At 62.0% G+C, this 24,278-nt stretch carries 22 protein-coding genes and 1 pseudogene; 7 read left to right on the top strand and 16 right to left on the bottom strand.

All coding sequences use genetic code 11. From position 1 onward, the window contains the following. Position 1: 1 nt before the first annotated feature. The 6 genes from AC1DYC_RS02140 to AC1DYC_RS02115 all read right to left on the bottom strand — a co-directional run bounded on the left by AC1DYC_RS02140 (position 2) and on the right by AC1DYC_RS02115 (position 5,457). On the bottom strand, positions 2–889 hold the full coding sequence (locus AC1DYC_RS02140) for a branched-chain amino acid ABC transporter permease (protein WP_112566970.1): 888 nt from the start codon (positions 887–889) through the stop codon (positions 2–4). Positions 890–893: 4 nt separating this feature from the next. Continuing rightward, complete coding sequence (locus AC1DYC_RS02135; protein WP_477403562.1) at positions 894–1,598, bottom strand: ABC transporter ATP-binding protein; 705 nt, start codon at positions 1,596–1,598, stop codon at positions 894–896. Further along, the gene (locus tag AC1DYC_RS02130) at positions 1,591–2,373 is read right to left on the bottom strand and encodes an ABC transporter ATP-binding protein (RefSeq protein WP_477403560.1); all 783 of its coding nucleotides are present in this window, start codon (positions 2,371–2,373) and stop codon (positions 1,591–1,593) included. Before AC1DYC_RS02130 ends, AC1DYC_RS02135 begins: the two co-directional genes overlap by 8 nt. Positions 2,374–2,387: 14 nt before the next feature. Continuing rightward, positions 2,388–3,596, bottom strand: a complete 1,209-nt coding sequence (locus AC1DYC_RS02125; RefSeq protein WP_477403558.1) for an ABC transporter substrate-binding protein — start codon at positions 3,594–3,596, stop codon at positions 2,388–2,390. A gap of 226 nt (positions 3,597–3,822) precedes the next feature. Next, positions 3,823–4,530 carry an SDR family NAD(P)-dependent oxidoreductase gene (locus AC1DYC_RS02120; protein WP_477403556.1) on the bottom strand — a complete coding sequence of 236 codons (708 nt, stop codon included), beginning with the start codon at positions 4,528–4,530 and terminating at the stop codon, positions 3,823–3,825. A gap of 330 nt (positions 4,531–4,860) precedes the next feature. Then, positions 4,861–5,457, bottom strand: coding sequence for a YdeI/OmpD-associated family protein (locus AC1DYC_RS02115; protein ID WP_477403554.1), 597 nt, complete (start codon positions 5,455–5,457; stop codon positions 4,861–4,863). A gap of 127 nt (positions 5,458–5,584) precedes the next feature. Between AC1DYC_RS02115 and AC1DYC_RS02110 the strand changes: the two genes are divergently transcribed. Further along, the gene (locus AC1DYC_RS02110) at positions 5,585–5,776 is read left to right on the top strand and encodes a hypothetical protein (RefSeq protein WP_477403552.1); all 192 of its coding nucleotides are present in this window, start codon (positions 5,585–5,587) and stop codon (positions 5,774–5,776) included. Between the two features lie 170 nt (positions 5,777–5,946). On the opposite strand, the gene AC1DYC_RS02105 is transcribed toward AC1DYC_RS02110, so the two are convergent. After that, complete coding sequence (locus AC1DYC_RS02105; RefSeq protein WP_477282085.1) at positions 5,947–6,858, bottom strand: S1C family serine protease; 912 nt, start codon at positions 6,856–6,858, stop codon at positions 5,947–5,949. A 383-nt stretch (positions 6,859–7,241) separates the two neighbouring features. Here AC1DYC_RS02105 and yghU point away from each other — a divergent pair, with 383 nt between their 5' ends. Next, on the top strand, positions 7,242–8,111 hold the full coding sequence (gene yghU / locus AC1DYC_RS02100) for a glutathione-dependent disulfide-bond oxidoreductase (protein WP_477403550.1): 870 nt from the start codon (positions 7,242–7,244) through the stop codon (positions 8,109–8,111). Between the two features lie 169 nt (positions 8,112–8,280). Here the strand turns inward: yghU and AC1DYC_RS02095 are convergent, their stop codons facing one another. Next, positions 8,281–9,489: an aminotransferase-like domain-containing protein gene (locus AC1DYC_RS02095; protein WP_477408129.1), complete on the bottom strand. Its 1,209-nt coding sequence runs from the start codon at positions 9,487–9,489 to the stop codon at positions 8,281–8,283. 258 nt (positions 9,490–9,747) lie between these two features. Between AC1DYC_RS02095 and AC1DYC_RS02090 the strand changes: the two genes are divergently transcribed. After that, positions 9,748–10,488, top strand: coding sequence for a sulfotransferase family protein (locus AC1DYC_RS02090; protein ID WP_477403548.1), 741 nt, complete (start codon positions 9,748–9,750; stop codon positions 10,486–10,488). Positions 10,489–10,539: 51 nt separating this feature from the next. Here AC1DYC_RS02090 and AC1DYC_RS02085 read toward each other — a convergent pair whose 3' ends face one another. Beyond that, on the bottom strand, positions 10,540–10,695 hold the full coding sequence (locus tag AC1DYC_RS02085; RefSeq protein ID WP_142867119.1) for a DUF1127 domain-containing protein: 156 nt from the start codon (positions 10,693–10,695) through the stop codon (positions 10,540–10,542). A gap of 413 nt (positions 10,696–11,108) precedes the next feature. Here AC1DYC_RS02085 and AC1DYC_RS02080 point away from each other — a divergent pair. Next, a pseudogene (locus AC1DYC_RS02080) lies at positions 11,109–12,081 on the top strand (nucleoside hydrolase). A 171-nt stretch (positions 12,082–12,252) separates the two neighbouring features. After that, the gene (locus AC1DYC_RS02075; protein ID WP_477236212.1) at positions 12,253–12,513 is read left to right on the top strand and encodes a hypothetical protein; all 261 of its coding nucleotides are present in this window, start codon (positions 12,253–12,255) and stop codon (positions 12,511–12,513) included. A gap of 78 nt (positions 12,514–12,591) precedes the next feature. Here the strand turns inward: AC1DYC_RS02075 and AC1DYC_RS02070 are convergent, their stop codons facing one another. After that, positions 12,592–13,239, bottom strand: a complete 648-nt coding sequence (locus AC1DYC_RS02070) for a class I SAM-dependent methyltransferase (RefSeq protein ID WP_477403546.1) — start codon at positions 13,237–13,239, stop codon at positions 12,592–12,594. 197 nt (positions 13,240–13,436) lie between these two features. Between AC1DYC_RS02070 and AC1DYC_RS02065 the strand changes: the two genes are divergently transcribed. Further along, a complete protein-coding gene (locus tag AC1DYC_RS02065; RefSeq protein WP_477403544.1) occupies positions 13,437–15,614 on the top strand; it encodes a tetratricopeptide repeat protein in 2,178 nt (725 codons plus the stop codon). Positions 15,615–15,718: 104 nt separating this feature from the next. After that, complete coding sequence (locus AC1DYC_RS02060) at positions 15,719–17,908, top strand: adenylate/guanylate cyclase domain-containing protein (protein WP_477403542.1); 2,190 nt, start codon at positions 15,719–15,721, stop codon at positions 17,906–17,908. Between the two features lie 12 nt (positions 17,909–17,920). Here the strand turns inward: AC1DYC_RS02060 and AC1DYC_RS02055 are convergent, their stop codons facing one another. From AC1DYC_RS02055 to AC1DYC_RS02030, 6 genes are all read right to left on the bottom strand, one after another. Beyond that, a complete protein-coding gene (locus tag AC1DYC_RS02055; RefSeq protein WP_477403540.1) occupies positions 17,921–18,424 on the bottom strand; it encodes a YHS domain-containing (seleno)protein in 504 nt (167 codons plus the stop codon). A 12-nt stretch (positions 18,425–18,436) separates the two neighbouring features. Continuing rightward, positions 18,437–19,027: an ankyrin repeat domain-containing protein gene (locus AC1DYC_RS02050; RefSeq protein ID WP_477403538.1), complete on the bottom strand. Its 591-nt coding sequence runs from the start codon at positions 19,025–19,027 to the stop codon at positions 18,437–18,439. Between the two features lie 140 nt (positions 19,028–19,167). Beyond that, a complete protein-coding gene (locus AC1DYC_RS02045; protein ID WP_477403536.1) occupies positions 19,168–20,238 on the bottom strand; it encodes an adenylate/guanylate cyclase domain-containing protein in 1,071 nt (356 codons plus the stop codon). 3 nt (positions 20,239–20,241) lie between these two features. Further along, entirely contained in the window at positions 20,242–20,736 is a 495-nt protein-coding gene (locus AC1DYC_RS02040; protein ID WP_112561831.1) for a Rab family GTPase, read from the bottom strand. 11 nt (positions 20,737–20,747) lie between these two features. Then, entirely contained in the window at positions 20,748–23,432 is a 2,685-nt protein-coding gene (locus AC1DYC_RS02035; RefSeq protein ID WP_477403534.1) for an OmpA family protein, read from the bottom strand. A 7-nt stretch (positions 23,433–23,439) separates the two neighbouring features. Beyond that, positions 23,440–24,111, bottom strand: a complete 672-nt coding sequence (locus AC1DYC_RS02030) for a hypothetical protein (RefSeq protein ID WP_477403532.1) — start codon at positions 24,109–24,111, stop codon at positions 23,440–23,442. Positions 24,112–24,278 lie beyond the last annotated feature (167 nt).

Raw genomic sequence — 24,278 nt, 5'->3', positions numbered from 1 at the left:
CTCAGGCGTCCCTTCCGAACAGGCCGGCGGGGCGCAGCAGAAGCACGATCGCCATGATGACGAAGACGACGAGGTTCGATGCCTCGGGATAAAAGACCTTGGTCAGGCCTTCGGCGAGGCCGAGCATGTAGCCGGTGACGATGGCGCCGAGGATCGAGCCCATGCCGCCGACCACGACGACAGCGAAGACGACGATGATCAGGTCCGAGCCCATGAGCGGGCTGACCTGGTAGACCGGTGCTGCGAGGATGCCGGCCAACCCCGCAAGGGCCGCGCCCAGCCCATAGGTGAGCGTGAGCAGCAATGGCACGTTGACCCCAAAAGCCTGGACCAGCTCCGGATTCTCGGTCGCGGCGCGCAGATAGGAACCGAGCCTGGTCTTTTCGATCAAGAGCCAGGTGCCGATGCAGACGATGAGCGAGGCAACCACCACCCAGCCGCGATAGTTGGGCAGGAACATGAAGCCGAGATTGGTGCCGCCGGCGAGCTGGGACGGCACGGCATAGGGATTGCCTGACACGCCGTAGTAGAAGCGAAAGACGCCTTCGATGACCAGCGCCAGGCCGAAGGTGAAAAGCAGGCCATAGAGCGGATCGAGCCGGTAGAGCCTGGACAGCGCGAGGCGCTCGACCGCCATGCCGAACACGCCGACGACGAGCGGCACCAGGACCAGTGCCGGCCAGTAGCCGATGCCGAGATGAACGAGCATCAGATAGCCGATGAAGGCGCCGAACATGTAGAGCGCGCCATGGGCGAAATTGATGATGCGCAGCAGGCCGAAGATGACGGCCAGCCCAAGGCTGAGCATGGCGTAGAAGGAGCCGTTGATCAGCCCGACGAGCATCTGGCCGAGCAGCGCCTGGACGGGGATGCCGAAGATCATCGTCATGGCGTCATACCCCAAGCACCTCGTGCAGCTGTTGCGTGTGAGCAGAAAGCTCGCTTACGGCAAAATCCTCCACCACCTTGCCGTGCTCCATCAGATAGAAGCGGTCGGCGATGCGGGCGGCAAAGCGGAAATTCTGCTCGACCAGCAGGATGGTCATGCCGCGCTTTTTCAGGGTCGCCAGCAATTCGCCGATGCGCTGGACGATGACAGGCGCCAGGCCCTCGGTCGGTTCGTCGAGCAGCAGCATCTGCACGCCCGTGCGCAGAATGCGGGCGATGGCCAGCATCTGCTGTTCGCCGCCGGAGAGTTTCGTGCCGGGGCTGTTGCGCCGCTCCTTGAGGTTGGGGAAGAGATCGAAAATCTCGTCGACGCTCATGCCGCCCTTGGCCACCACCGGCGGCAGGATCAGGTTCTCGTCGACGGTGAGCGTGGCGAAGATGCCGCGTTCCTCCGGCACGAAGCCGATGCCGCGATGGGCGACGCGGTGCAGCGGCAGACGCATCAGATCGCCGCCGTCGAAAGTGACGCTGCCGCTGCGCTTGCGAACCAGCCCCATAATGGCGCGCAGCGTGGTGGTCTTGCCGACGCCGTTGCGGCCAAGCAGCGTCACCGTCTCGCCGCGAAAGACATCGAGGTTCACGCCGTGCAGCGCATGGCCCTCGCCGTACCAGGCGTGGAGATCGCGCACGGCAAGCAGCGGCTCACTCATGCTCGGTCCCCATGTAAGCGATGCGGACACGCTCGTCCGTGCTCACCGTTGCGTAGTCGCCGGCGGCGAGCACCTGGCCGCGTTGCATGACGGTGATCCAGTCGCAAAGATCGGCGACGACGGTGAGGTTGTGCTCGACCATCAGCACGGCGCGGTCTCTGGCCAGCGAACGGATGATGCCGGAAATGGCGCCGACATCCTCGTGCCCCATGCCGGCCATCGGCTCGTCGAGCAAAAGCACCTTCGGATCGAGCGCCAGCGTGGTGGCGATCTCGAGCACGCGCTTCCTGCCATAGGAGAGATCGCCGGCCAGACGATGCGCGACATCGTCGAGGCCGGCGATGCCGAGAAGCTCGCGTGCCCTCGGTGTCAACTGGTCGAGTGCGGCCAGCGAGCGCCAGAACTGGAAGCCCAGCCCGCTCGGCCGCTGCAGGGCGACGCGGACATTGTCGAGGACGCTCAGATGCGGAAAGATCGCCGAGATCTGGAACGAGCGGACGAGACCCATGCGCGCCACCCTGGCCGGCGCGGTGCGGGTGATGTCGTTGCCCAACAATTCGATCCTGCCGCTGGTCGGCTGCAGGAATTTGGTCAGCAGGTTGAAGATCGTCGTCTTGCCGGCGCCGTTCGGTCCGATCAGCGCATGGATCTGGCCGTGATGGACGTCGAGGTCGACATTGTTGACGGCAACGAAACCGGCGAAATCACGCCTTAGGCCGCGGGCGGAAAGCACCACCCGCGGCGTTTCCTTTGCGCCGCCCGACTGGCCGGCCACAGCTTGCGCCGCCGTCACTTGGTGACGAGCGGGCAGCCGCTGTCTTCGGCCTTGGTGAAGGCCTTGTCGCCCGGAATGGTCGCCAGATAGGTGTAATAGTCCCAGTCCTTCTTCGACTCCTCGGGCTTCTTGACCTGATAGAGATACATGTCGTGCACCATCGAGCCGTCGGCCTGCACCTTGCCGTTGGCGGTGAAGACGTCGTCGACCGGCGATTCATGCAGCTGCTTGGCGACCGCTTCGGTCTCGTCGGTGCCGGCCTTGTCGATGGCCTTCAGATATTGCAAGACCGCCGAATAGGTGCCGGCCTGGACCATGTTGGGCATGCGGTTGGTGCGCTTGAAGAAGCGGTCGGCGAACTCCCGGCTCTTGTCGTCGCGGTCCCAGTAAAAACCTTCGGTCAGCACCACGCCCTGCGCCGCCTGCAGGCCGAGGCCGTGCACTTCGGCAAGGGTGAAGAGAAGTGCCGCCAGCCGCTGGCCGCCGGCGACAATGCCGAACTCGGCCGCCTGCTTGATCGTATTGGAGGTGTCGAGACCGGCATTGGCGAGGCCGACGACCTTGGCGCCGGAGGACTGCGCCTGCAGCAGGAAAGAGGAATAGTCGGTCGAGCCCAAGGGATAGCGCACTTCGCCGAGCACCTTGCCGCCGCTTGCTTCAACCACCTTTGAGGTCTGCTCCTTCAGCGAGTAGCCGAAGGCATAGTCGACGGTGATGAAATACCAGCTGTCGCCGCCTTGCTGGACCAGCGCGCCGCCGGTGCCGACCGCCTGCGAGTGGGTGTCGTAGGCCCAGTGGAAGCCGTAGGGCGAGCACTGTTTGCCGGTGAGGTCGGTCGACGCAGCGCCGGTGACGATGTCGATCTTCTTCTTTTCCTTGGAAAGCCCCTGGACGGCCAGCGCTACCGAGGATGTCGTCAGCTCCATGATCGCGTCGACCTGCTCGGTGTCGTACCACTGGCGCGCGATGTTGGAGGCGATGTCGGGCTTGTTCTGGTGGTCCGCATTGACGATCTCGATCGGCGCGCCCTGCACCTTGCCGCCAAAATCCTCGACCGCCATTTTCGCGGCCTCGACCGACCATTTGCCGCCGAAATCGGCATAGACGCCCGACTGGTCGTTGAGGATGCCGATCTTGACCTTGCCGTCGGAAATTTCGCCGGCCGCCGCCGGCATCGCAGTCGCCGCAAGCAGAGCGGCTGAGATGAGATAGGATGCTTTCACAGGTAGTTCCTCCCTTGTGGCCGACGCCGGGAAACGCGCACAGCCTGCAATGGTTCAACAGTTCCGTCCGGTTTTCGCTGAAAATTCGGGCCGTCGCGCCCGCCACTTCTCCTGTTGCGCCCCTCCGCCCCGGGTGCACCGGGAACCTAGCATCACATTTCGCGAGGCGAGAATGCTATTTTCGTAGCATGACGTACGGGACGGATGGGAAGGCCTGGTTAGCCAATCACCACGACAGCCTTTTGCCATCGCGGAAGAAGCCGCCGGTGGGACCGTCGTCCGGCAAGGTGGCGGCCCAGACGATACCGGCCGCGCCTTGCGCCACCGGGCGTCCGCCTGGACCGCCCATGTCGGTCGCGACCCAGCCGGGGCAGATGGCGTTGACCAGCACGCCGGTGCCGCGCAATTCGGCCGCCAGGATGCAGGTCAGCGCGTTGAGCGTCGCCTTGGTCGTCGAATAGGCCGGCGCGCCGGCGCCCATCGAGGCGAGCGAACCGCCCTCGGAGGAGACGTTGACCAGCCGGCCATGGCCGGAGGCGCTGAGCAGCGGCGCACAGGCGGCAGCTATGCGCCAGGCGCCGAAGACATTGGTCTCGAAGGCCTCGCGGATCACCGTCCAGTCGGGCTTCAGTGCCCGCGCACGCGGGTCGTAATGGATGGCGGCATTGTTGACGAGCACGTCGAGGCGGCCGAACCTGCGCTCGATTTCGGCCGCGGCAAAGGCTGCCGCGTCAGGTGCCGCGACATCCAGAGCGATGGCCTCCACCTTGCAGCCGAGTTGCCTCGCGGCCGCCTCGCCCTTGGCCGGGTCGCGCGTGCCGAGCAGCACGGTGAAGCCGAGCGCCGCCAGCTGGCGGCCGGTCTCCAGCCCGATCCCGCGATTGCCGCCGGTGACGAGCGCGACCTTGCCTGAATGGGGTGTGGTGGTGGTCATTGGCGGGGTCCTTGGTCCCATATCGATCATTCCATCGAAGATGGCATGAGTGAGATCGAATGATTAGGCGTGGGGAGCGCAATCATCGTGCGGTGCGGTGCATGAAGGGCAAGCAGTCGGTGAGAGAGGTCGAGTTCCGCCACACCCCCCTCTGGCCTGCCGGCCATCTCCCCCTCAAGGGGGGAGATTGGCTATCACTACCGCCTTGCCAATCGCCGACGTTGCAGGGTGAGCGCCGTCAGCGAAGCTGCTGATCTCCCCCCTTGAGGGGGAGATGGCCTGCAGGCCAGAGGGGGGTGCTCAGCGCCGACAGGAACCGATGGCGCCCCCTCACCGCTTCTGCGGATAGATCGTCTCGCCACGCTTCAGCATCTCGACGAAGGCCTCGATCTTCTTCCTGCGCCCGGCTTCGGTCTTCATGTTGTGGGTGCGGAAAGCGAGCGCGAAGCGGTTCTGGGCGGAGAGTTTTGCCAGCATTGCTTTCGCCTCAGGTTCGGCATCGATGGCGGCCTGCAGATCGTCGGGGATCTTCATGTCCTTGCCACTGGCATAGGCGCGGTCCCAGCGGCCGTCGGCCTTGGCCGCCTCGACCTGTTTCAAACCATGCTCGGTCATGCGCCCCTCCTCGACCAGGCGGGCGACATTGTCGATGTTGATCTTGCTCCAGATGCTCTTTTTGCCGCGCGGCGTGTAGCGCTGCAGAAAGCTCTGCTCGTCGAGCGACTTGCGCACCGCATCGATCCAGCCGAAGCACAGCACCACGTCTATGGCCTGCTTGGGCGTGATCGATGCGAGGCCCGAGCCGACCTTGTGCACCTTGATCCAGACTTCGCTCTCACTGGCGTGGTTCTCCCGCAGCCAGGCGTAAAAACGTTCCGGATCGCGAAACTCGTGAACCTTGTCCGGATCGACCTTGATCGGCGCCATTATCACCTCGTTTGTTGCCGGACCGGCTATATCGGCTGTCGATGCCAGTTTCCGTCAGCTGCGTCGATAACCCCTAGCCTATTTTGAAGTTGGCTTGCGCCGCAGCCGACGCCCATGGCAGTTTCCCTTGCTCGTCGCGCCAGGCAAGGCAGACAAGATCGCCAGCAGCTGCGCCTACGATGTGCTGACCGGCATGGGCACAAGCGTGAAGACGCAGGACGACGGCAGCAAGGTGGAAAACACCGTGTCGGTGGAGGGTCGGGTTGGGCCTTTCGCGGAGTGTGATGCTGCGACGGCTTTCAGTGCTTGCGAGGATTGAGGTGGCGGCGGCGCCTTCCCTTCTCCCCCCTGTGGGAGAAGGTGGATCGGCGCGCAGCGCCGAGACGGATGAGGGGTGTTCCAGCGGAGTGAGGCGTTGGCGTTCCCTGGAACACCCCTCATCCGTCGCCTTCGGCGACACCTTCTCCCACAAGGGGAGAAGGGGGAGCCCTACTGCAAATGCGGCTTCTTCAAAAAACTGTTGCGGTCGGCCGATTTCACCCTGAGCCAGGTTTCGCGGCCGTCGCGTACCACCCTGAGAGGGATCTCCGACCCAGCCGGGTTCTGCCATAGCTTGCGGTAGAAATCGGCGAGACCGTCGACCTCGCCGTCGCGCACGTCGGAGATGATGTCGCCCTGGCGCAGGCCCGCCTTGGCGGCGGGGCCGCCTTCGGCGACGCTCATCACAATCACGGCGCCGTTCGACTCCGCCGAGAAAGCACCGAGCCACGGACGTGGCGGCTTCGCCACCTGGCCGCGCGTCAGGAGATCGTCGAGGATCGGCGTCAGCAGGTTGATCGGCACGACCATGTTGATGTCGGCGACCTCGCCGTTGCGGCTCATCTGCAAGAGCAGCGAGCCGATGCCGAGCAGGCTGCCGTCCTGGCCGAGCAGCGCAGCACCGCCCCAGGACGGGTGCGCCGGGGCGATGAAGATCGCCTCGTCGAGCAGATACTCCCAATAGCCGGCGAATTCCTGCTTGGTGACGATGTGCGCCTTGACCGAGCGGCCGGTGCCGTCGGCAAACACCACGGGGTCGCCGACCTTGGCTTTCTCGGCATCACCCAAGGCCACCGCCGGCAGGCCGAGCGGCGCCAGCGCCTGCACCAGGCCAAAGCCGGTCTCCTGGTCGTAGGCCAGCGCATGCGCCGGCACGACGCGGCCATCCTGGTCGGTCAGCCAGACTTCTTCCGCCTCGGTGATGAGATAGCCGATGGTAAGCACCAGCCCATCACCGCGGATAACGACGCCGCTGCCTTCCCGGCGCGTGCCCAGAGCGTTCGCCGTAAAGGCGTCGTCAGGCACCGTGGCGCGCACGGCGACGACGGAGCGCAAAAGCGGGGACAGGGGATCTATGGGCATGCTTTCATCCTGGCAGATATGCGTGGGCAGTATCCCCTATAGGTATGCCGCGCTGCACAGGGCGCAAGGGGGCGTTTCCCTTCTCCCCTTGTGGGAGAAGGTGGATCGGCGCGCAGCGCCGAGACGGTTGAGGGGTGTTCCAGCGGAGTGAGACGTTGGCGTTCACTGGAACACCCCTCATCCGTCGCCTTCGGCGACACCTTCTCCCACAAGGGGAGAAGGGAAAACCCGCGGCCGATATCGATAATAGTTCAACACAAGTTGAACCTTTCTGAATTGCACCTATCTCTGTCAATATCTACGTTCCGCCGACTTTTCCGCCATCAGTCTCGCGCCGCTTGCGCAAGTCGTTTCCGCCCCGTCAAACCCAAGGAATTCCTCGCATGACCGAATACACCCCGCCGAAAGTCTGGGGCTGGAAGAAAGCCAATGGCGGCACGTTCGCCAGCATCAACCGGCCGATTGCCGGCCCGACGCATGACAAGGTGCTGCCGGTGGGCAAGCATCCGCTCCAGCTCTATTCGCTGGCGACGCCGAACGGCGTCAAGGTGACCGTCATGCTGGAGGAACTGCTGGCGCTCGGCCACAAGGGCGCCGAATACGACGCCTGGCTGATCAAGATCAACGATGGCGACCAGTTCGGCTCGGGCTTCGTCGACGTCAACCCCAACTCCAAGATCCCGGCGCTGCTCGACCGCAGCGGCAAGACGCCGGTTCGCGTGTTCGAATCCGGCTCGATCCTGCTTTATCTCGCGGAAAAGTTCGGCGAATTCCTGCCGACCGAACAGCCGGCGCGCGCGGAAACCTTGTCCTGGCTGTTCTGGCAGATGGGCTCGGCCCCCTATCTCGGCGGTGGTTTCGGCCATTTCTACGCCTATGCGCCGGAAAAGTTCGAATACGCCATCGACCGCTTCGCCATGGAGACCAAGCGCCAGCTCGACGTTCTCGACCGGCGGCTGGCCGAGACCGAATATCTCGGCGGCGCCGGCTACTCGATCGCCGACATGGCGGTGTGGCCCTGGTATGGTGGGCTGGCGCTCGGCCGCATGTACAATGATTCAGCCGAGTTCCTGTCGGTGCAGGACTACAAGCATGTGCAGCGCTGGGCCAAGGCGATCGACGCCCGCCCGACGGTGCAGCGCGGCCGCATGGTCAACCGCGCCTTCGGCGACCCGGCAATGCAGCTGCACGAACGCCACGACGCCGGCGATTTCGAGACGAAGACGCAGGATAAATTGGTGGCGGCGGAGTGAGGCCCGCTTGCCCTTCTCCCCTTGTGGGAGAAGGTGGATCGGCGCGTTAGCGCCGAGACGGATGAGGGGTGTTCCAGCGGAGTGAGACGTTGGCGTTCCCTGGAACACCCCTCATCCGTCGCCTTCGGCGACACCTTCTCCCACAAGGGGAGAAGGGGGAGCCAGCGCCCTAACCCATCAACTTCGCCAGCCTCGGCACGCCCTCACCCACGGCGCGCGCATCGGCGAGCGTAAAGCTCATCCGCATCGTGTTGCGGCCCGAACCGTCGGCATGAAACGCATTGCCCGGCACGAACGCCACGCGGGCTTCCTTGACCGAGCGGGCGAGCAGCGCTGTGGCATCCGACCCCTCGGGCAGCGTCAGCCAGACGAACATGCCGCCTTCGGGGCGGCTCCAGCTTACACCGTCGGGCATTTCGGCCTCGAGCGCGGCAAGCAGGGCATCGCGGCGACCGCGATAGGCATCGATCAGCTTTTCCACCTGGCCGTCATAGACCGCTTCGGAGACGCGGTGCATGACCAGCTGGTTGATCGACGGGCTGTGCAGGTCCGAGGCCTGCTTCATCAGCACCAGGCGCTCGACGACGCGGCGCGGTGCGCAGACCCAGCCGACGCGCATGCCCGGCGACAGGATTTTTGAGAACGAGCCGCAATAGAGCGTGCGGGCGTTCTCGATGCCGCCGGAGCGTTCGCAGTCGAGCGCCAGGATCGGCGGCTCGCCCTCGCCGTCATAGCGCAGTGCGCGATAGGCGGCGTCCTCGATGACGGCGATGTCGAGTTCACCGGCGAGATCGAGCACCGCCTCGCGCTGCCTGGCGTTCAGCGTCTCGCCGGTCGGGTTGGCGAAATCCGGCACCAGATAGGCGAATTTCACCTTGCCGCCGGCAGCAGCTGCGGCCGCCTGATAGGCGGCCGGTGTCATGTTGCCGCCATCCGGCGTCAGCCGGTCATAGCGCGGCTCATAGGCATTGAAAGCCTGCAACGCGCCGAGATAGGTCGGCCACGTCACCAGCGCGGTGTCGCCAGGCGACAGGAACAGTTTTCCCAGATAATCCAGCGCCTGCTGCGAACCGGAGGTGATGAAGATGTTGTGCTCGTCGCAGGCGACGCCGAGCTTGCCCATCTGGCCGGCCAGCCATTTGCGCAGCGGCAGATAGCCTTCAGAGACCTGATACTGGAGTGCGGCACTAGCCTCCAGACCGCCGAGCACCGAGGCATAGGCATCGGCGATGGCCTGCGAGGGAAACAAAGCCGGATCGGGGATGCCGCCGGCAAAGGAGATGATGTCGGGCTGGTCGAGCAGCTTCAACAGCTCGCGGATTTCCGACGCCTTCATGCGCGAGGCGCGTGACGCCAACAGGTCCATCAAACTCATCAGCCCACCTCCCGGGATACGGCATCTGGTCCAGCACGATCGGTCCGACCATGCGAATTTAGGTCAATCTGGCTGACCTATTATCAGGCTCCCTCACCTGCTGGAATAGCCAGAAGGTCATTCCGCGTGGCCCAGGCGGAAAAGCAAACACATTTTGGTGCTCAACGTGGAAAATTGTTGCGCGTCCCAAGCCGTGGATGCAACCTCGTTTTGAGATGACCGGCATAAAAAGAAAAGGGGTCTCAAGAAACGGGGGGATAAATGACGCTCGAACTCATCGGGGCCGGGTTCGGCCGCACCGGCACATGGTCGACCTTTGCCGCGCTGAACAGGCTGGGCTTTCCCAGCTACCACATGCAGGAAGTCATCATCAACAAAGCCAACAAGGGCCATCTCGATTTCTGGCGCAAGGTGGCGAACAGCCCGCCCGGCAGCCAGCACGACTGGAACCGGGTGTTCGCCAATTACACGGCGACGGTCGACAATCCGGGATGCTGCGTATGGCGCGAATTGATGGTCGCCTATCCCGACGCCAAGGTGCTGCTCACCCTGCACCCGCGCGGCGCAGAAGCCTGGTACGACAGCACCATCGACACAATCTACTTCACCAAGAATGTCTGGCAGTTCAAGATCCTCGAGTGGCTGACGCCGTTCGGCCGGAAATTCGGCGACATGTCGAGCAAACTGGTCTGGGGCCGCACGCTGGCCGGCGTGATGGACGACCGCGCCAAGGCGATCGCTCGCTACAACGCCTACACCGAGGAGGTGATAGCGGCGGTGCCACCGGAGAAGCTGCTGGTGTTCAAGGTCAGCGACGGCTGGGCGCCGCTCTGCGCCTTCCTCGGCGTGGCGCTGCCCAACGAGCCCTTCCCCAACCTCAACGACCGCGAAAGCATCAAGAAGATCATCCGCGACATCATCAAGGGCAGCTACATCATGCTTGGGCTGTCGATCGCCGCGATCGTGCTTGTGCTTGCGGCGCTGTGGTGGTGGCTGGGGTAGGCAAGGAGAGCAAGGAGCCTGCCCTCCATCTTGAGGAGACCGCTGCTGCGCCTAGAACGGCAGCCGTATCTCATCGATCGCCTTCGACTCCGTCCAGCCAATGTCCTTCTGGATCTCCGTCGGCAACGCATTCAGCGCCCGTACGGTCTTCCTGTGCCTGCTGGCGCGCGCCAAGGCGGCGCGAATTCTGGTGAGACTTTCAAACATCGGTTACCTCCATGCAGCAGCAGAGCGCTGCCCCGGGCCCGCTCTTGCACGGCCTCTGTAACCGATCGATTGCGCGGCAACGGTGAAGCGGTTCACATAGCGTGCCCGCTCAGAAACATTTGCATGCAAATCAGTTTATGGAATTGAAGAAGCGCCACGAAGGGCCACGCCAGAGAACACGCGTCCAACGATGTCAGACACTTGGCCTGCTGGCCTGAAGTGTCGATTCAGCCGCTGTCGGCCAAGCCTTATTCCGGAGCCTGCGAATCTTCGGACGGGGCTTGCTGGGCGGTCTGCGCAGACAGCCGGCCTTTGCGGACGTGGCACTACATCTGTCGAGAGCCAGAGCCTTGACGGCGCAAACACGCCAGTCTCTTGTCCCGGCCGGCGCGGCCGACAGAGGAGGAACCACCATGGAAAAGATCATTCTCGACTGCGACCCCGGGCATGACGATGCGATCGCCATTCTGCTGGCGGCAGGCAACCCAAACATCGACCTCCTCGGCATCACCACGGTTTCGGGCAACCACAATGTCGAGAACACCACGCGCAATGCGCTTTCGGTCTGCACCGCCTATGGCATCAAGGTGCCGGTGGCGAAGGGTTCTCCCGGCCCGCTGCTCATCGATCAGGTGCTGGCCGTCGAGATCCATGGCGCGACCGGGCTCGACGGGCCCGAACTGCCGCCGGCCTCGTTCGAGCTCGACAAGCGCCATGCCGTCGACTTCATCATCGACACGGTCATGGCGCATGAGCCGAAGACGGTCACGCTGGTGCCGGTTGGCCCCTACACCAACATCGCGCTTGCCGTGCAAGGACCCGCGCATCGTCGGGCGGGTGAAGCGGGTCGTCGCCATGGGCGGCGCCTACACGCGCGGCAACATCACGCCGGCGGCGGAGTTCAATGTCTATGGCGACCCGGAGGCCGCCGACGTGGTGTTCCGCGCCAATTGGGACGTCACCATGGTGGGGCTCGACCTCACGCACCAGGCGCTGGCCACGCCGGACCTGCAGGCCAGGGTGCGCGCCATTGGCGGCCCGATGGCCAAGTTCATTCTCGACATATGGGCATTCATCGCCACCACGCATGGCGGTCTGTTGCAGATCGAATATCCAGCCATCCATGACGCCTGCTGCGTGGCTGCCATGATCGACCCGACCGTTTTTACCACCGAGAAGGCCGACATCCGCGTCGAGCTTGCGGGACGGTGGACCAAGGGCATGACGGTCTGCAACTTCGAGAAAATGGGCGGCATGCACCATTTCGGCGGCACGGCGAGCGAGCAGACCGACTTCCGCCACACCGTGGCGATGAAGCTCGACCATGCGAAGTTCTGCGATCTGATTGTGGATGCGCTGGAGCGGCTGGTGAAGGCCAAGGGGTGACGCGCCAGGCAACGCTTCAGCCTGCAGGGGTCCGCGAAATCCGGTTCTCTGAAGAGGTTCCCCTGAGAGAACGAAAATATTAAACGGGCCGCCAGCGTAACGTTTTTTGCCTGCTACCGAAACAACAAGGGGGAGATTCATCCCCGATTGGGAAAAGGTAGGAGAAACGTCATGCTGAAATCCATACTTGCAGCAGCTGCTTTGGCTGTGGTCGTCGCGCAACCGGCGTTCGCAGACGATGCGATGATGAAATGCGACGACGCATCGATGATGAAGTTGCAGACTGACATGGATGCCATGACCGGCGACGCCATGAAGAAGGACGCAGCCATGAAGGAAATGGACATGGCAAAGGAAGCCATGAAGGCCAACAAGGCTGACGATTGCGTGATGCACATGGACATGGCCATGAAGGCAATGAAGAAGGGCTGACCGGCCAGCCGTCGACGGGACGAGGCCCGTTCGCGGGCCTCGTCTTTTTGAATGAGGTCTGCCGCGGAGAGAACCGGCCTATAGCTTCCTGAAAAAGCCGGACAGAATATTCGGACCCGACTCGCCCGGCCGCAGCCTGATGCCGTCCTCGAATCCATTCAGCGTTACGCATTCGAAGCCGTGGTTCGCCAGCAGCGCCACCAGCGACTCGCGGTCGAAATGGTGCAAATGCTCGTTGGGCAGACGCATGCGCCACGTCTCGAACCATGCGTCGCCATCGGCGCCGAGCTCACGCCAGCGGCAATAGGGAACGGCGATGGCCAGATGGCGAGCCTGAAGGCGGGCGAGAAAACTGAGGTCAGGGATGTGCTCGAGCACGTCGAACATAGCCACAAGATCCCACGAGCCGGCGAGCGCCTCCTCCCAATCGACAAAGCGCACACCCTTGGGCAGCGGAAACCGGGTGATGTCGCAGCCGGCGCAGTCGGCAACCCCGGTAATCTTCGCGGCTTCGATGAATGTACCGGTGCCATAGCCGATCTCCAGCACCGACCGCGGTATCTCACCGGTGATCCCCAGCACCCAGCCAAGCCGCTGATAGCCGAGCTTGATGGTGCGGTCGCTCAGGTCCTCGTAATAGGACATGTATTTCTTGTCGTATTTGATCGGCGTGACGTCGATCTGGTGGATCACGCCAAACCGGTCGATCTCGTAATTGTCCAGCATTGGCGAAAAGCCCCCCGGGAGTGCGAACCTTACATGATGGAGCTGAACGTAAAGTAAGTGGCCAGGGGGATGGTGGTTGCATTGAGCGCTGCCCCGGGCCGAGCACGCTCGCATTCACCGAGCACGCTCGCATTCAAAGGAGTACTAGAATACGCTCGTCAGCGAGGCGTTGACCCAGGGGGGCAAGACACCCGCACATGGAGCGAAGGCTTACCGCAATCCTTGCTGCCGATGTGGTTGGCTACAGCCGCCTCATGGGCGAGGACGAGGTCGGCACGCTCGAGCGGTTGAAAAGTTGCCGTCGCGAACTGGTCGACCCTGCGATCAAGGAATTCCACGGGCGCATTATCAAACTCATGGGCGATGGGGCGCTGGTCGAGTTCGCGAGCGTCGTCGATGCGGTCCAGTGTGCTGCCATGATCCAACGCCGGATGGCGGAGCGCGACCGGGGCACCACTGATGCCCGGCAGATCCGGTTTCGCATCGGCGTCAATCTCGGCGACGTCATCGTCGAGGAAAATGACATCTACGGCGATGGCGTCAACATCGCCGCGCGCCTCGAGGCTATGGCCGAGCCCGGGGGTATTTGCATCTCGGGCACGGCGTTCGACCACGCGGTGCACAAGGTGGATGTCGGTTTTGCCAGTCTGGGCGAGCAGCGCCTCAAGAACATCGCCGATCCGGTTCGCGCCTATCGGCTGCTGCTGGATCCCGCGGCATCGGGAAAGGTCACGGCCGCGCCACACCGGCCGGGGTCGCGCGTCATGATCCTGGCGAGTGTCGCGGCTCTGGCATTCGCCGTGCTTGCCGGCTTTTTCGCATGGCAGAAGTTCTCGATGCCATCGCGGCCATCGGTTGCCGTGCTGCCATTTGCAAATCTCGGCGGCGATCCAGGCCAGGACTATTTCGCTGACGGCATCACCGAGGATCTGATCACCGACCTCACCAAGCTTTCCGGTCTGGACGTCATCGCGCGCAACTCGGTGTTCGCCTACAAGAACAAGCCTGCAGCGCTGGCGGATGTCACGCGCGACCTTGGCGTCCGCTACGTCGTCGAGGGGAGTGTCCGCCGCACCGGCGAGCAGATCCGCCTCAACGCCCAGCTCATCGATACGGCAACGGGCGACAATCTGTGGGCCAACCGGTTCGACCGTGGCATGGCTGGCGTGTTCAGTGTCCAGGACGAGATGAGCCGGGAGATCGCCAAGGCGCTGGGCATGCAACCTTCGGCAGCGGAAAGCGAGCGCATGGCACGCCCGCCGACCGAAAACCTCGAAGCCTACGACTTCTACCTTCGTGCCGAGCAGACAGCACGGACCGGCCGGCGCGACGGGCTGCGGGAGGCGCTCACCCTCTACGACAAGGCGGAGGAGCTTGACCCTACCTTTGCCGAAGCCTTCGCGGCGGATGCAAGCATGACAGTCTATATCTGGCGCGAATCGTTCAACGAAATCATTCAGAGCGCGCCCGCGCGCAAGCGCGCCTATGAGAAGGCAAGCCGTGCGCTGCAACTCGATCCAGACCTCTCGTCGCCTTATGCGATCCTTGGCATCATGCAGGTCGTGGATCGCCGCTACGAGGAAGCCATCGCCTCGGTCGAGCGAGCCGTCGCGCTCGGCCCCGGCGATGCGGAGACGCAAATAGCTCTAGGGTACGTGCAACTGTTCGCCGGCAATCATGCCGAGGCAGCCGCAGCGGTCGAGACTGCGCTGAGACTCGATCCCAACCTTTCACCGATCAACCGGCAAATCGCCGGTCTGGTCTTTCTCATTCAAGGGAGCAACGACAAGGCGATCGAGGCGCTCGAACGCGCCCGCGACGAGGCGCCGTCAGTTGGAGATTTCAGGATTGACCTCGCTGCGGCCTACGCCCGCGCCGGCCGTTTGCCCGATGCAAGAGCGGCGGTCGCCGAGGGACTACGTTCCACGTCGACAGCTGGGTCCGATTCATTGTCTGCATATCGGCTCAACGGTGCCCAATATCGTAACCCGCGCGATTTGGCTCTCATCATCGACGCGTTGCAGCAGGCCGGCTTGCCCGAATGGCCGTTCGGCTTCACCGGCGACGAGCACAACCGCTTGAAGGGCGAGGAGATCGCCTCGCTGGTGCTGGGCCATACGCTGCAGGGCCAGCTTGAACCCGGCCTCCAACCAGCCTTCCTTCAGATCGGGAGCGACGGCAAGGCGGCCTTCCGCTCCACGACGCGGCTGGTCACCGAGACCGTCCGTGTCGATGGCGACCTGTTGTGCGAGCTGAGCGAGAATATGTTCGGGCGCCCCGACTGCGGACCTGTCTACAGACGCAATGACGAAGCCGGCAAAGGCTACTCCTATGCCAATACAAGCAAGGTGTTTCACTTCGCGGTGATTCAGTAGATGCACGCGTCTCGGTGAAGGCGGCTGCTTACGCTCGCGTCCGACCCGGGACTGGAATAGGCTGCAACGAAGCCGCGTGATCGGACGGGAGGGCGCTGGCAGGTATGGAGCGACGGCTCACCGCAATCCTTGCTGCCGATGTGGTTGGCTACAGCCGCCTCATGGGCGAGGACGAGGTCGGCACGCTCGAGCGGTTGAAAAGTTGCCGTCGCGAACTGGTCGACCCTGCAATCAAGGAGTTCCACGGGCGCATTATCAAGCTCATGGGCGACGGCGCGCTGGTCGAGTTCGCCAGCGTCGTCGATGCGGTCCAGTGCGCTGCCATGATCCAACGCCGGATGGCCGATCGCAACAATGGCACCGCGGATGCCCGGCAGATCCGGTTTCGCATCGGCGTCAATCTCGGCGACGTCATCGTCGAGGAAAATGACATCTACGGCGATGGCGTCAACATCGCCGCACGACTGGAGGCTATGGCCGAGCCAGGCGGAGTCTGCATCTCCGGAACCGCATTCGATCATGCCGTCCACAAGGTTGACGTCGGCTTTGCCAGTCTTGGCGAGCAGCGCCTCAAGAACATCGCCGACCCCGTTCGCGCCTATCGGCTGCTGCTGGATCCTGCAGCCGCAGGGAAAATCAAGGTGGCGGTTCGCCGGCCGGTATCCCCCCGGGCGATCGGGATGGCAGGAATCGCGGTCCTGCTCGTCGTGCTCCTTGCAGGATTGTTTGCGTGGCAATCGGGGACATCTTCCCTGGCCGACCGACCATCGGTTGCCGTGCTGCCGTTTACAAACCTCGGGGGTGATCCGAGCCAGGACTATTTTGTGGACGGCATCACCGAGGATCTGATCACCGACCTCACCAAGCTTTCCGGTCTGGACGTCATCGCGCGCAACTCGGTGTTCGCCTACAAGAACAAGCCTGCAGCGCTGGCCGATGTCGCGCGCGACCTTGGCGTCCGCTACGTTGTCGAGGGCAGCGTCCGCCGCACCGGCGAGCAGATCCGCCTCAACGCCCAGCTTATCGATACGGCAACGGGCGACAATCTGTGGGCCAACCGGTTCGACCGCGGCATGGCTGGCGTGTTTGCCGTCCAGGAAGAGATGAGCGGGGAGATCGCCAAAGCGCTTGGCATGCAACCTTCGGCAGCGGAAAGCGAGCGCATGGCACGCCCGCCGACGAACAATCTCGAGGCCTACGACTACTATCTCCAAGCCGAGACGGCGTCACGCAACGTCCTGCTGGCCGGGCTGCGGGAGGCGCTTGCGCTCTATGAAAAGGCGGAGGGGCTCGACCCAGCGTTCGCGGAAGCCTTTGCGGCCGACGCGCGCACGACAGTCTATATCTGGCGCGAGGCCTTCAACGACATCATGCAGAGCGCGCCCGCGCGCAAGCGAGCCTATGAGAAGGCGAGCCGAGCTTTGGAACTCGAACCGGACCTTTCATCGCCCTATGCAATTCTCGGTATCATGCAAGTCGTGAATCGCCGCTACGAAGATGCGATTGCCTCTGCCAAGAAGGCTGTTTCAATCGGTCCGGGCGATGCAGAGGCGCAAGCAGCCCTTGGATATGTTCAGTTATGCGCCGGCAATTATGCCGAGGCAGCCGCAGCGGTCGAGACAGCGCTCAGACTCGACCCCAACCTTTCACCCATCAACAGGGAAACTGCAGGGCTGGTTTTTCTTCTTCAGGGGAATGTCGATAAAGCGATCGAGACTCTCGAACGCACCCGCGACGATGCGTCCACGGTTGGCAACTTTCGGTTTACACTCGCTGCGGCGTATGTCCGCGGCGGCCGTCTGCCGGATGCGAAAGCCGAAATCGCAGCTGGGCTCCACCTCGTAGCAGGGTCCAGCTACGTGGACTCTTTGGCTGGGTGGCAGATGACTCATGCACATTTCCGGAACCCGCAGGATCTGGCGATCCTCGTCAACGCACTGCGCCAGGCAGGCCTACCCCAATGGCGCTATGGCTTTACCCCGGACGAGCACGACCAGTTGAAGGGTGCTGAGATCGCGTCCCTCGTTCTTGGCCATACATTGCAAGGCCAGATCGAACCCGGTCTGCAACCAGCCTTCCTTCAGATCGGGAGCGACGGCAAGGCAGCCTTCCGCACGACGACGCGGCTGGTCACCGAGACCGTCTACGTCGATGGCGATCTCCTGTGCGAGCAGAGCGAGAACCTGTTCGGGCGCCCCGACTGCGGTCCCGTCTACAGACGCAATGACGAAGCCGGCAAAGGCTACTCCTATGCCAATACAAGCAAGGTGTTTCACTTCACGGTCGTCCAGTAGGCGAACCTGGTCTCAGTGATACTTGTCGAGTTCCAAATTGGCCGCGACCTTCGGCCAGTTGGCATCGGCTTTCGGTATTTCTTCAGCTGCATGCGCGGCGAAACTGTCCGCATTGCCGACATCGTAGATCAGGTAGAGCTTGCCATCGATAATCTTGAATGCTTCCGGATCGACATTGATAGTCACCCCTCCGCCCACGACTTCGCCGGCGCAGTACCCGCCATATTGAGGAGCGTACTTGACCGGTTCGCTCATGAACATTTCCTGGTGTTTCTTGCTGGCGAAATGCCAGGGTGTCCCCAGCCATTCATAAGTGAATTCTTCCGAGCCCTTCACGGCCTTGCCGTCAGTGAAGTAAGCGACCGTGTCGTAGCCCATGATCGCCACACCGCCGAAATAGCCGGTGTTTACCGAATCGTCGGCCCAGGCCGATCCTGCGCCGGCGACCGCAGCTACCGCGACCAGGGCGGCCGCCCCCAAATTCCGAACCAGTCGTGACTTCATCATCGTGCTCATCTGCATCCTCCGTTAATCGTGGATTTCTGCGCACTTCGCCGCGTTCGCCTCGCCAAGGATTTTGGCTTGGCAGGTACCACCATGGCGTTTGAACAGTCGTAAGATTTCCGTGTTGCCCTTCCAGAATGCGCGCGTTGTCGGCATGTAGCCATGACCCTCGGGATGGTTCACATCCGCACCTTTCGCGATAAGAAATTCGGCCAGTTCAAGGTGGTTTTCCTCGCCGGCCACCAACAACGGCGTAGCGCCCGCCTTGTTGGCGGCATCGTCGAGCACCGCGCCTTTTTCCAGCAGCAGCTTGGCGATTGGCAGGCTGCCCGAGAAGGCCGCCGCATGAAGCGGGGTAAAGCCGCCCGAGTTACGCGCCATGACGTCGGCACCCTTGCCCAACAGGAATTCGGCGATTTCGGGCTGGTTGTCGAGCGCTGCAGCGATGAGGAGGGTTGCCTGGTCGCGTGCCCGGCTGTCGACGTTGGCACCGCCTGCCAGGGCTTGCTCGACGGCACCCTTGTCGCCGGCGGCGATGGAGTCGAACAACGGCTCACCTGCGGCTGCAGTCGTAGCCGCCAATACCAGCATACCAAGTGCCAGCAGTCCGCGCATGACGTAGCGGTAGCATATATTAGCCTGGAATCATACAAGCTGCGTTGGACTTATCGGGGCAGATGCCGGCGGACGGCGCGGTCGGGCTGGCTGGCTTGAGACGCAATGCACTCCAGGGTCGTCACTGCCAAGCGGCAAGATCAGGCCGGGAGCCGCCACATTTGCACACGACCCGCACCACGCAATTCCGTTTCCCCGAGTGGGTCGCAAACAAATTTTGGTCCGAGCAGTTGGTGCGTTGCATCCGAAATGCGGATTTCATCGGGCTCCGCGGACGTTTGAATACGTGAAGCGAGATTAACGGTCTCGCCCCACAGGTCATAAGCGAACCGCCTCTTGCCTATGACGCCGGCGACGATCGGGCCCGAGTGAATTCCAATTCTCAGCCGTATCGGCTCTCCAGCGAAGCGTTCGCGCTTGACCGCCTTGCGCAGCTCAACGGCATATTGCGCGAGGGCTTTTGCATGATCGGATCGCGCGGTGGGCAGGCCAGCGACCACCATCACACAATCGCCGATTGTCTTGATCTTTTCGCAGCCATGTCGTTCCGCGAGCCGATCCGCCGCCTTGAAGAAGTAATTCAAGATGGCGAGCGTCGTCACGGCACCGACGGTCCGCGCCCGTTCCGTAAAACCGACGATGTCGGCAAAAAGCACACTGACCTCTGCGTGGTTGTCAGCAATTTTCTTGTGCGCCTTCAGGCGCTCCGCGATCGACGCCGGAAGAATGTTGAGGAGCAGGGCTTCGGCGCGCTGGTATTCACGCGCCAATCCCTCCTGGCTCTTCCTCAACGCCTCGTTCGCCGCTTGCAGTTTCTCGTTGAGTTGACGCTCCCTCTCTTGCAGGAGCGTCATTTCATAAGCCTTCTGCTGAAGCCGCTGCCTGTTGGCGCGTTCGACACTGGCGTCTAGGAAGAGCAGCCACACGCAGGCATCGTCAGCAAAAAAATGAAGATCCGCGACACGCCCGCTGGGCAGTTCGACCATGGGAATATGAAACGGCAGCTCCGGGCAAGGCAGCAAACCTTCCATGAACTCAAGCTGCTCGGCAACAGGCTCGCCGATGCGGAGCGACGAGAGTCCGTGATGTTCGACATTGCCGCCCTTGGCAGCCACGCAAAGCTGGGCGTCGATTTTCACATATGCGACAGAGTGCCCATTGGAGAAGAAGTTGAAAATCCAACTTCTGACCTCTTTTGGCAATCCATGCATGGTCTATTTTGTGACCATCAAGGCAAGCTGATGAAACGCATCATCAACATGCTCGCCCGTGAGCGCACTTGTCAGATAGATTTGCCATCCACGCTGCCTCAGTTCGTCAATCTCACTATCCGATATTGCCCACCGATCGGCCAGATCGGATTTGTTGATCAGCAATATAAACGGCATAGCGCCGAATTCGGCCTCGACCCGTTCGCGCAGCGTGAGCGCCACGGCAAGGGTTGCGGCGCGGGTTCCATCGACGACGAGCACGAGCCCGGTTGCACCTCGGACATAGCTGACGCGGAATGAGCCGATATCGTCTTCGCCGGCCAGATCCCACAAGATCAGATCCACGGTTTTGCCCGGGAGTTCGACACTCTTCTTGTCGATTTTCACGCCCACCGTGGTCAGGTAGGTTTCTGAAAAGATGCTTTGCACAAACCTGCGAACCAGGCTCGTCTTCCCGACAGCGAAGCCGCCCAGCATGCAGATCTTTTTTTGCAACATTTCGGGCTCCGCTAGTCCAGGTTTACAGTAATCGAAACCCGGCGATTGGTGGAGCTCCCGGCTTGACTATTTTCATTTTCAGGCACCAGCGGCTCAAAGGTGCCGGCGCCCCGGACCAGCAGCAGTTCCGGAACGACGCCGCGCTTGTTGAGAAGCGCACGAACTGCCTCGGCGCGGGCGGTGCTGATCGACGCGTTGGCCGTCTCACGACCAGTGGCGTCCGAATGCCCAGTCAACATGAACCGCGCTGTTACGCCTGATTTGCGGGCATTGTCGGCGAATTCCTTGATTTGTTCCGCCAACCTGTCGAGAACCGGCGCCTGCTCCGGTCCCGGCACAACTTTGCCGGACGGGAAGAAGACATTGGTCGCCTGGATGGCCTCTCGCAAATAATTGAGTTCTGCAAGGTTCAGCTCAGTGAGCTGCGAGACATCCAGAACCACTCCGTCCGCCGAAAGTTGTTCGGCGGCGGCCTGCGCCCGGTTGATCCAGCCGGCAGGTGCCTCGCCCACGACAACGATGCGACCCTGGATGATCGAAAGCTGAACCGTTTTCGGTGGGTTCAGCGACGCCGTCAGCCGCTTGACCACGAACTTCGGATCAAGGCTCTGATAGAATTGCCACTGTGAATGAACACGGGCAGGATCAACCTCCGTTCCGGACAGCAGAGCTTGCGGGTCGGCGGCAAGCGGGTCTCTCAGGCCGGAAATGTAGAACTGTCCACCCCTCGCCGTTTGTTGGGCGACGATGATTCCCGGTTGGGCCTCAAGTCGCGACACATAATACTGCCAGTGCTCTGCCGCGCGTGCTTCGGGGCTCACATCACGAACCTTGGAGATGTCGAATTCCGGCCCGCCTGCCGAAAGCTGTCGGGCCGCGGCGCGCGCCCGGTCTATCCAGGTGTCGGGAGCCTCACCTTCGGCAACGATGCGATTGTCGACGATCGAAAGCCGGACTGTATCTGGCGGATACAGCGACGCCGTCAGCCGCTTCAACACGAACTCCGGCTCAAGGCTCTCATAGAATTGCCACTGCGCATGAACCCGGGCGGGATCGACCTCTGTTCCCGACAACAGCGACTGCGGATCGACACCAAGCGGGTCTCGCAGGCCGGCGATATAGAATTGGCCGTCGCGTATCTTTTGGTCTGCAACGATGATGCCCGGCTGGGTCTCCAGTCGCGACACATAGGTCTGCCAGCGCTCCGCCGCGCGCACTTCGGGGCTTACGTCACGAACCCCCGAGATGTCGAAGACCGGCCCGCCTGCCGAAAGCTGCTGGGCCGCCGCGCGCGCCCGACTGATCCAGGTGTCGGGAGCCTCACCCTCGGCAACGATGCGGTCGTTGACGATCGAAAGTCGCACCGAATCCGGAGGAGTCAGCGACGCCGTCAGCCGCTTCAGCACGAACTCCGGCTCAAGGCTCTGATAGAATTGCCATTGCGAATGAACCCCGGCCGGATCGACTCCCGTGCCTGACAACAGCGACTGCGGGTCGACGGCAAGCGGGTCCCTCAGGCCTGCAATATAGAACTGGCCATCGCGTACCTGCTGTTCGGCAACGATGATACCCGGCTGCGCCTCCACTCGCGACACGTAAGCCTGCCAGCGCGACACGTAAGCCTGCCAGCGCTGCGCTGATTGCCAGGAAAGAAAGTACCAACCGCCTGCCAGACTCAAGAGCAACAGGGCAACGCCCGCCACCAGCCACGGAAATCCCTCGTTTGATTCCTCCTGCTTGAGCTCGACGCAGGTCTGCAACTGCGCCTCTACGGAGGCCAGTTGCGAACCGTCGCCGTCAAACTGCTCTAAAGCCTCTGAGGATTGCTCATGGATGCGAAGCAACACATCGCGAACGATTTCATGCAATTCCTCCGGCGGATTTCCCCGGATCACCGAAACCAGGGTCGCAAACGATCCAACTTCCGACCAGAGACGAAGCTCGCCGAAACGGATTGTGTCCAGGCCGCTCTGCTCTTTCTCGTTAAACGAGTCCTTCACAAAATCCTGAATCGCGCTGAGCATCGAAGAAATAAGCTGAGGATCTTCGCTCGTCGCATTATCGGCCGTTACATGCGCTATCAAAAGACCGGAAGTGCGATGAATGAGGAAGGCATGTTCTACACGGTAGACAAGGGAATGCTTGAGAACAACTTCCGAGAAGCTTGCCCCTGTTCTCCAGGCTTCAAGTCTCCACTTGAGCCCGTGCCAGGTGAATATGTGCCTTAGAGTTTCATTCAGCGACTGAAAGGTCTGGTCGATCTTTTCGCCGATCGACTTGCGAATTGCCGGCAGAAACACCGGGTACAATATGTCCGTCAGCGTGCGCGGGCTCTTCTGGATCGACCGTTGCACAGCCCTTTCGACGGCTGGCGCAAGGGCCTCGCCGAGTTGCGTATGAGACGCTCGTGCGGCAGCACTGGGAAGAACGTCACCCACGGCCGCCGCAAGCTGCTCGGGTTCGTCGAGCAGATGCGTGACGCGTGAAAGCTCGGAGATTTCGCGGCTGACCAGCAACTGCCGCAGCGTTTCCATGCGCGGATCGGCGGTTGGAACCGTCTCGAACTGCGCACGGTAATCCGGATCAACGTTCCGGGCAATCTCGATCAAAAGACGAGCCAGAGCCTCGCGATCAATCTCTTTATCGTTCGAGGCTGTTCTTTGCGGAAGGTTGAATGGGTCGACGGTTGACGTCAAGGTCCCATCAACTCGCTTTCCAGCTACGGTCCGAGTTGCCCTTGCTCCCGACGGGATCCTGATTGAGAGCTTTTGCAACCTCGACAAACAGGCCGGCCAAAAGATTTCGGTCGGTCTTGACGTTGCTGAGATCGGCAAACATCTTCTCGATCAGCATCTGAACGCCTTCATTCTTCTGCTTGATTTCCTCACGCAGCGAATGATCGTTCCGATTGATCCTGTCCGAAACGTCGCGCTCAAGCTCGCTCAGTTGATCCGACAACGCGCGCACCTGCTTTTCAAGTGCCTGGTTTTGCTCGCGAAGATTCCGGTCGATCTCCTTGTCGGCGTCGGCTCGCGAATCTTTTTCGTTCCGCAACTGCCCCGCAAGCGAATCGATCTGCTTCTTTGCGTTCAACTCGTACATTTCGAGATTGCGCTTGGCTTCGGACTCGACATCCTTGAAGCGCTGCAAGACCCGCTCCTCAAGCTTGGAAAAACGGCGGTCATAGTCCTGCATCTGGTTGCCGAACAGCAGGTCACGTATCTTGTCGACGCCGACGCCGTCGCCGGCGCCGGGGGCGCCGTTCTCGCGAGCCTGGACTCCCATGAAGTTCAGCCCGTTTCCTTCTGCGTTACCTATCAGATTTGCGTCCGCCTTCTTTTCTGAAGAAACGGTATTCGTAGCTTCCTTTGCCATGCTTTTGCCCTTCCATTTGAGCACCTGCCAAGGTGCAAAACCCCATAAAAAACAGAGCATGTCAGCAAAATACCCGGCTCGCAAGTCGGTATCTCTTGACTTAAGTTGATTCGTGAGGCAGCCGATTGCCGCGCACTGATTCAGCAATGGACGTTTGGGGCCAGGCC

The sequence above is a fragment of the Mesorhizobium sp. P2_E7 genome (genome assembly GCF_056403855.1).
This window is presented reverse-complemented; position numbering and strand designations above follow the sequence as displayed.